The following is an 8,270-nucleotide window of genomic DNA, read 5'->3' on the forward strand; positions in this document are numbered from 1 at the left end:
GGACAGATTAATGGTACAACCGGTTACGAAGAAGCCGCTTCTCAAGGATTAATGGCGGGTATTAACGCAGCATTACAAGTTCAAGAAAAAGAACCTTTGATTTTAAAGCGAGATGAAGCATATATTGGCGTTTTAATTGATGATTTAATCACAAAAGGAACAGAAGAACCTTACAGAATGTTTACTTCTCGCGCAGAATATAGAACCTTATTACGTCAAGATAACGCCGATTTAAGATTAACTCCGAAAGGATATGGAATTGGTTTAGCGAAAGAAGATCGTTTGAAACGAATGGAATATAAATTAGATGCTTCTGAAAAATTTGTTACTTTCTTTAAAGAAACAAGTATTAAAGCAGAAGTTGCCAACCCTATTTTAGAAGCAAAAGGTTCAAGTTTAATGACACAAGGTGACAAAATGTTTAAAGTGTTTTCTCGACCACAAATTGATTTAGATGATATTTTGAAATTTGAAGCAGTTACAAATTATATATCAGAGCATAATTTAGATCAAGAAGTGATTGAACAAGCCGAAATTCAAGTGAAATATTCTGGTTACATCGAAAAAGAGAAAAATCACGCGGATAAAGTCAACCGTCTTGAAGATGTTCGCATTCCAGACAACTATGATTTCGATAAAATTAAAGCGATTTCAATCGAAGCGCGTCAAAAACTAACAAAAATAAGACCAACAAGTATAGCACAAGCTTCACGTATTAGCGGCGTTTCGCCAAGTGATATTTCGGTACTTCTAATTCATATGGGACGTTAATTAGCAATCAGTTATTAGTTTCATTAGTACTTAACACTTAAAACTGAACGCTGAACACTATAAAAAAGTTCCACGTGAAACAACGTTGTTAAAGCCAATAAATAAAGAGAAAATGAATTTTTTAGAAGAAAACCAATTTATAATTGTCAAAGATCATTCGGTTTCAAAAGAAACCTTTACCTTGTTATACAACAAAGAATATGATATTTTAAAAACACACCCTACTCCTTCATTAGATGTTTTACCTAAGTATTACGAAAGCGAAGATTATATTTCGCATACAGACGGTAAAAGAACACTGTTTGAAAAAACATATCATTTAGTAAAACGAAATGCCATTAAAGGCAAAGTTTCATTATTAAATAAAGAACAAAACAGTAAAGGTAAGTTGTTAGATATTGGTTGCGGAACAGGCGATTTTTTAGTAGAAGCTAAAAATCAAGGTTGGTCGATATTAGGTTTTGAACCAAATTCTGACGCGAAACAATTGGCTGCTAATAAGGGCATTTCGTTTACTGAAGATATTTTTGCTTTACCAGAAAACACCTTTGATGCGGTAACTATGTGGCACGTTTTAGAACACGTACCAAATTTAGAAGAATATATTGCCAATTTAAAACGTATTGTTAAGCCAAACGGAACCATTATTATAGCGGTACCAAATTACAAATCGTACGATGCCAAATATTACAATCGTTTTTGGGCAGCGTATGATGTACCACGTCATTTATGGCATTTTTCAAAAACCAGTATAAAAAGATTGTTTTCAGATGTGGATATGGAATTGAAAAAAGTAAAACCAATGTGGTTTGATAGTTTTTATGTTTCCCTTTTATCTGAAAAATATAAAAATGGAAAAATGAGTTTCGTAAAAGGATTTTTAGTTGGTTTATGTTCAAATGTGTCAGGATTGTTCAAAAAGGAGTTTTCTTCGCACATTTATATCATAAAAAACAAGTAAAACGCAAATAAATACGTTTTAAGCGGTTTTTCTTGTAAAAACACCCAAATACATTTACAAAAAAAGTTAATTAATAAAATAAAGGTTTAAATAAGCCGTTTTCAATAGTGATTTCTTATTGTATATTTAACAACACATAAATTTTTCTTATAGTGCCTCCTTTTTAATTTATTTTCAAAAAAGAAGCAAAAATTAAAAGAAACCTATTATTTTTACCAAAATTAAAAAAAACGATTACAAATTAAATAATCATACTTTACAAAAATGAAAAAATTAGTAAGCATTGTTGCATTAAGTGTAGCATTAATCTCTTGTCAAGAAACCACCACGTCAAAAGCAGATTTTAAAACAGGTTATATAGATACTTCTGTTCTATTAGAAAAATACGAAAAATTTAAAGATGAAAACGAAAAATTTAAAGTTAAATCTGAAGAAATAGGACGTCCTTTAGAAGCAAAAGGCAGACAATTACAAGCAGAAAAAGACGCTTTTCAACGTAATGCACAAGCAAACGGACAAGCTTGGGCACAACAAAAATATGGCGAATTACAACAAAGAGAACAACAAATTTTACAAGAAAGAGATCAAGTTTTAGCCCAAATTCAAACAGAAGGCGGAAAATTACAAGACACTTTAATTAAACAAGTAAAAAAATACATCAGAGAATTCGGTAAAAAAGAAAAATTCGATTATATTTTTACGACTTCAGAAGATGCTCCTTCTGTAATTTATGCAAAAGATTCGTATAACTTAACAGACAAGTTGCTAAAAGAGTTAAACGAACAATACAAAGCAACAAAAGAAAAAAAATAAATCATTAGCCTTGAGAAATCAGGGCTTTTTTTATATTTTAGTATTTCGAACTTGTTTCAGAATTTTTTTTCAATTAAATTTGTTATTAACGAACAACTCAATTCTTTGCCATCAACTTTAACCTAAACTATACGCCAAATGAAACACCTATCTAAAGCCGCACAGTACACGTTGCAATTTATCAACCAAACCAACAAATCTGTTTTTTTAACAGGTAAAGCAGGTACTGGAAAAACCACACTTCTTAAAGAAATTATTGCCACGTCACACAAAAACACGGTCGTGGTTGCCCCTACCGGAATTGCCGCACTTAATGCGGGTGGCGTTACCATTCATTCTATGTTTCAATTGCCGTTTGCGGCTTTTATTCCTGATTATAAAGTTGTAAATTCCAATTCGTATCAATATAAATTTGAAACGAAAAGTACGATTAGCAAACACTTCCGAATGAACGGCACTAAAAAACAAGTGCTGGTAAATTTAGAATTACTAATTATTGATGAAGTATCTATGCTTCGACCAGACGTGTTGGATGCGATTGATTTTATGCTTCAAAAAGTGAGAAGAATAGATGCGCCTTTTGGTGGCGTTCAAGTACTTTTTATTGGCGATTTATTGCAATTACCGCCCGTAATTAAGCAAGAAGAATGGTACGAATTAAAGAACTATTATCAAGGGATGTTCTTTTTTCATTCGCAAGTAATCCAACAAAATCCACCTTTATATATAGAATTGGATAAAATTTATCGTCAAGATGATGAAACTTTTATTTCTATTTTAAACAACCTAAGAAATAATAAAATTACGAAGGAAAATATTGCTGTTTTAAATCAATATGTAAATCCAAATTTTAATATCAAAAACCATAACGGTTGTATTATTGTTACCACGCATAACGCAAAAGCAGACGAAATTAATAAAGAGGCTTTAGCAGAATTAAAAGCAAAAACGGTTTCTTACTTTCCCGAAATTGTAGAAGATTTTCCGGAAAAAATGTATCCTATTGAACCAAAAATGGATTTGAAAGTAGGCGCTCAAGTAATGTTTATTAAAAACGACACCTCTTTTGAAAAAAATTATTTTAACGGAAAAATAGGAAAAATTACTTCATTGGCTGAAAAAGAAATTTTAGTTCATTTTGAAGAAGAAAACAAAACCGTTGAAGTTGATTTATACACTTGGGAAAACATAAAATATACGGTAAATCCTGATACCAAAGAGATTGAAGAAACCGTCGTAGGAACATTTAGTCATTATCCTTTAAAATTGGCTTGGGCAATTACGGTTCACAAGAGTCAAGGTTTAACCTTTGACAACGCAGCGTTAGATGTTTCACGTGTTTTTGCGCCCGGACAAGCCTATGTGGCTTTGTCTCGACTTCGTTCGTTAAAAGGCTTAATTTTGCTTTCTCCGATACAATTAAACGGCATTTCTTCCGATACCGAAGTATTAAATTACGCCAATAATAAGGCAGATGAAATCGTATTAGAAAAATCATTAGCATTAGAATCCAAACATTTTTTACGATTAGAGTTGTGTAAAAGTTTCGATTTCAGACAATTGGCTCAAGAATGGCGCAATCATTTATTTTCGTATAACGACGAAGTAACCAATTCAACCAAATCGAAATACCGAATTTGGGCACAACAAAACGAAAGCATTTTGGCAGCTTTATTGGATTCTTCTCAGAAATTTAGCAATCAAATCCAGAAAATTTGTTTCCAAGAAACTATCGACATTCCTTTTCTGGCAGAACGTTGCGAGGCGGCATATGATTATTATTTTAAAACATTAGATTATCAGGTAACCGATTTGCTTTTGAAAATTGCGGAAGTGAGTAACTTGAAAAAAGTAAAAACGTTTCACGATGAACTTTTGGAATTAGAAGAAATTCAAGTAAAAACGGTTTTACAATTGAAAAAATCAATGCTGTTGATTAAAAATTTAGTAAACGGAATTGATTTTAATAAAAGCACTATGTCTTCAGACGAAATGAAGTATTATAAAATTAATAAAATTGCTTCGTTATCTGAAAAATTCAAGGAAATTGATGGTTTTGTTGCCAAAGATTATTCGGAAACTTTTAGTAAGAAATCGAAAGCCAAAAAAGCTAAATCAACAGAACCTAAAAAATCTACAATCGAAATCACATTAGAGCTTTGGAAACAAAATTTGTCTGTGGAAGAAATTGCAGCCAAACGAAAACTAACCGTAAGTTCGATTTATTTACATTTTACGAAACTTATTGAAATGGAAGCATTAACCATTTCAGATATTATGTCCGATGAAAAAATCGCAGCTTTAGAAGAAGCGTTTAAGGGCTATAAGAATGAAGGCTTAGGTCTTTTAAAAGAAAAACACGGCAATCAATTCTCTTGGGAAGAATTGCGTTTGTTTAAAGTAAGCTTGAAGAATTAAGCATACAGTTTCACCACACAGATTGTCACCCTTAAAGGGTCTCGCACAATATTAATAATTTTAACCGCCAAAATCAATGATTGAATTTACAGAAGGAATTTATAATTTTTACGTTTATATTCTTACAAATAAAGCAAAAACAGTGCTTTATACAGGAATGACCAATAATCTAAAAAGAAGATTACACGAACACAAATCAAAATTAAATCCAAATAGTTTTACTGCAAAATACAATGTGTCTTACCTGCTATATTATGAACATTATGGTTGGGTTCAACAAGCAATAGAAAGAGAAAAAGAAATTAAATTAATGAAACGAGATCGTAAACTTGAACTCATTAAAAATTTTAATTCAAATTTGGATTTTTTAAACGATACGATTTGACTTGAGATGCTTTCAGCATAACAAATTGTGAGTAAATAGTTTAACAAACAAAACGCAACACAACGTTTGTCACCCTGAAAGGGTCTCACTCAACGTTTTTCAATTCAACAAAAAGAGATGCTTTCAGCAGGACAAAATGGACGCGTAAATTACAACCAATACACCCCCAACAAAGCTGGAATTAAATAAATTACAATCGTTCTGGCGCCATCGTAATCTTTCGCTACACGTTGTCCGAAAAGCAACAACAAAAGCGTAATACAAGAAACCATACAAGCATAATCGCCCATAATGGTTCGTCCACTTGTAATGTTTTCAGCAATCCCCATAATAGACAATACACCAGCTACAATTTCTAAAGCTAAAATAGTAAGTAAAGCCGCTGGGACTTGGTTTTTAAGAAAAGTTTGAGAAAAATGACCTTTTAACCAACTTACATTTCCGTTCCAATCGGCTATTTTATCGTATCCTGATTGTAAAAATGTAATGGCTAAAAAAGCTAGTAGTAGTAGTGCAAATTCATTCATAATTTTTGTTTTTAATTTGTAAATCTCAATTCGTAATTTTAGACTTCTTTTTTATGTAATAATCGTGTTAATTTTATCGATAAATCGGTTAAAATAATGTTACTGTTTCCGTTTCTTTCAATATGATACATTGCGTCTTCCAATTCTTTAAAAATATCCATTATGTTATTTCCGTGAACAAAAGGCGCAAATTTTTCGAGTTTAAAATTTTCAAAATTTGGTTGTAAATACACCAAATCAGTTGCTTGATAATTCAACAACAAGGCTTGTCGAAAAAATTGAATACAAAATTGCAAAAAGTTCTTTTGCGTTTCTCTGCCTTCTTTAGCGATTGTGGCGCTCCAAGAAATTAAATCAGCAATTACACTTGCGTTTCCTTTGGCTTTAAAAGCGGCTCTCACCCAGTTGATAAACCATTCTTCAAAAACACTATCATCATCATCTTTATGCAATAAATGAAGCGCTTTGTTATAATTACCTTCGCATTGATGTGCTATTTTTTTAGCTAAATTAGCCTCTACTTTATGTGTAGCAATTAAGGCATTCGTAATTACTTGCTCTGGTAACGCTAAAAAATCAACTACTTGACATCGCGAAATAATCGTTTGCAATAAATCGTCAATACTTTCAGAAATTAATATAAAAATTGTTTTTTCGGGCGGTTCTTCTAATAGTTTCAGCAATTTATTTGCTGCGTCAGTTCTCATTTTATCGGCCATCCATATAATCATTACCTTATAGCCACCTTCGTATGCTTTTAATGATAAGTTTTTATTAATTGCTGCCGATTCTTTAACACTTATAATTCCTTGTTTTTTAGGAATTTCTAATTTTTTGTACCAGTCAAATAAACTTCCGTATGGGTTTTCTTTAACAAAACTGCGCCACTGGTCTAAAAAATTTGTACTTACAACGCTGTCTCCTTTCACTTCATCTGTAGATGTAATCGGATACACAAAATGCATATCAGGATGCGAAATATGTTCAAATTTTAAATTACAAGCACTGTTTCCGGTGGTGTTTTCGCCGTCGGAATTGTTACATAAAATATATTGTGCATACGCCATAGCCATTGGTAAGGTTCCAGAACCTTCAGGCCCAATAAATAATTGCGCGTGCGGAATCCGTCCTGCGTTGGCAGTGGTAATTAAATAGTTTTTAATGTGGTCTTGACCTAATATATCTTTAAATAACATGTAGCAAATATAAGCGATTTTTATCTTGGTTTTAAAATCAAACTTTTATATTTGCAAATATCATAAACAACAATTTAGAACCTATTTCCTATGAAAACGATCTTCGACATCAATTTTAAAAACAAAAAAGCGTTAATCCGTGTAGATTTTAATGTCCCTTTAGACGAAAATTTTAACGTTTCCGATGCGAATCGAATTGAAGCGGCAAAACCAACTATTGATAAGATTTTAAACGATGGCGGAGCGGTTATTTTAATGTCGCACTTAGGAAGACCAAAAGGAAAAGAAGATAAATATTCTTTGAGCCATATTGTTTATAAAATTGAAGAAGTTTTAGGAAAAAAAGTAAAATTTGCTTCAGATTGTAGAGGTGAAATTGCGAAAGAAGCCGCTGCAAATCTTCAAAATGGCGAAATTTTAGTTTTGGAAAATTTACGTTTTTATGCCGAAGAAGAAGCTGGAGATGTTGGTTTTTCTAAAGAATTAGCAAGTTTAGGCGATGTGTATGTAAACGATGCCTTCGGAACAGCACACAGAGCGCACGCTTCAACTACAATTATTGCAAACGAATTTCCAAATGATAAATGTTTCGGCGCTTTATTAGCAAAAGAAATTGAAAGCATCAACAAAGTATTAAAAAATTCTGAAAAACCAGTAACCGCAATACTTGGAGGAAGTAAAGTGTCTTCTAAAATCACCATTATTGAAAACATTTTAGACAAAGTAGACCATATGATTATTGGTGGCGGAATGACGTTTACCTTCATTAAAGCGATGGGCGGAAATATCGGCGATTCTATTTGTGAAGACGACAAAATGGAATTGGCTTTAGACATTATGAAACAAGCTACGGCAAAAGGTGTGAAAATTCATTTACCTGTAGATGTTTTAGCCGCTGATGCCTTTTCTAATGATGCCAATACACAAGTCGTAAATGTGGCTGAAATCCCTGCTGGATGGCAAGGTTTAGACGCAGGTCCAAAAACATTAGAGCAATTTAAAGAAGTAGTTTTAAACTCAAAAACCATACTTTGGAACGGACCAATAGGTGTGTTTGAATTACCAACTTTTGCTAACGGAACCATTTCCCTTGGCGATTTTATTGCCGAATCTACTAAAAACGGCTGTTTCTCTTTAGTTGGAGGTGGTGATAGTGTTGCTGCGGTAAAACAATTTGGATTAGAAGACAAAATGAGCTA

The 8,270-nt window shown here is 32.3% G+C and carries 8 protein-coding genes; 6 read left to right on the plus strand and 2 right to left on the minus strand.

Features of this window, described 5'->3' with window-relative positions; translation table 11 throughout:
• The 5 genes from KA468_RS09745 to KA468_RS09765 all read left to right on the plus strand — a co-directional run.
• Positions 1 to 771 (plus strand): FAD-dependent oxidoreductase (locus KA468_RS09745; RefSeq protein WP_291242750.1); only part of this gene is annotated, 771 nt, incomplete at its 5' end.
• Between the two features lie 112 nt (positions 772 to 883).
• Positions 884 to 1,732, plus strand: coding sequence for a class I SAM-dependent methyltransferase (locus KA468_RS09750; protein WP_291242751.1), 849 nt, complete (start codon positions 884 to 886; stop codon positions 1,730 to 1,732).
• 264 nt (positions 1,733 to 1,996) lie between these two features.
• A complete protein-coding gene (locus KA468_RS09755; protein WP_291242752.1) occupies positions 1,997 to 2,545 on the plus strand; it encodes an OmpH family outer membrane protein in 549 nt (182 codons plus the stop codon).
• Positions 2,546 to 2,683: 138 nt separating this feature from the next.
• Positions 2,684 to 4,963, plus strand: a complete 2,280-nt coding sequence (locus tag KA468_RS09760) for a helix-turn-helix domain-containing protein (protein WP_291242753.1) — start codon at positions 2,684 to 2,686, stop codon at positions 4,961 to 4,963.
• Positions 4,964 to 5,039: 76 nt separating this feature from the next.
• Positions 5,040 to 5,348 (plus strand): GIY-YIG nuclease family protein, encoded by a 309-nt coding sequence (locus KA468_RS09765; RefSeq protein ID WP_291242754.1) that lies wholly within the window; start codon positions 5,040 to 5,042, stop codon positions 5,346 to 5,348.
• Between the two features lie 149 nt (positions 5,349 to 5,497).
• On the opposite strand, the gene KA468_RS09770 is transcribed toward KA468_RS09765, so the two are convergent.
• Both KA468_RS09770 and KA468_RS09775 read right to left on the minus strand, forming a co-directional pair.
• Positions 5,498 to 5,875 carry a DoxX family membrane protein gene (locus KA468_RS09770; protein ID WP_291242755.1) on the minus strand — a complete coding sequence of 126 codons (378 nt, stop codon included), beginning with the start codon at positions 5,873 to 5,875 and terminating at the stop codon, positions 5,498 to 5,500.
• 38 nt (positions 5,876 to 5,913) lie between these two features.
• Positions 5,914 to 7,071, minus strand: a complete 1,158-nt coding sequence (locus tag KA468_RS09775) for a DNA polymerase III subunit delta' (RefSeq protein ID WP_291242756.1) — start codon at positions 7,069 to 7,071, stop codon at positions 5,914 to 5,916.
• A 90-nt stretch (positions 7,072 to 7,161) separates the two neighbouring features.
• Between KA468_RS09775 and KA468_RS09780 the strand changes: the two genes are divergently transcribed.
• Positions 7,162 to 8,270, plus strand: a 1,109-nt coding sequence (locus KA468_RS09780) for a phosphoglycerate kinase (RefSeq protein WP_291242757.1), incomplete at its 3' end; no start/stop codon positions are given.

Source organism: Flavobacterium sp., assembly GCF_017985075.1.
Taxonomy (GTDB): Bacteria; Bacteroidota; Bacteroidia; order Flavobacteriales; family Flavobacteriaceae; genus Flavobacterium.

Bases quoted from the DNA above. Each gene is read 5' to 3' on its own strand.
- KA468_RS09750 (WP_291242751.1), top strand. From the start codon at position 884: ATGAATTTTTTAGAAGAAAACCAATTTATAATTGTCAAAGATCATTCG.
- KA468_RS09755 (WP_291242752.1), top strand. From the start codon at position 1,997: ATGAAAAAATTAGTAAGCATTGTTGCATTAAGTGTAGCATTAATCTCT.
- KA468_RS09760 (WP_291242753.1), top strand. From the start codon at position 2,684: ATGAAACACCTATCTAAAGCCGCACAGTACACGTTGCAATTTATCAAC.
- KA468_RS09765 (WP_291242754.1), top strand. From the start codon at position 5,040: ATGATTGAATTTACAGAAGGAATTTATAATTTTTACGTTTATATTCTT.
- KA468_RS09770 (WP_291242755.1), bottom strand. From the start codon at position 5,875: ATGAATGAATTTGCACTACTACTACTAGCTTTTTTAGCCATTACATTT.
- KA468_RS09775 (WP_291242756.1), bottom strand. From the start codon at position 7,071: ATGTTATTTAAAGATATATTAGGTCAAGACCACATTAAAAACTATTTA.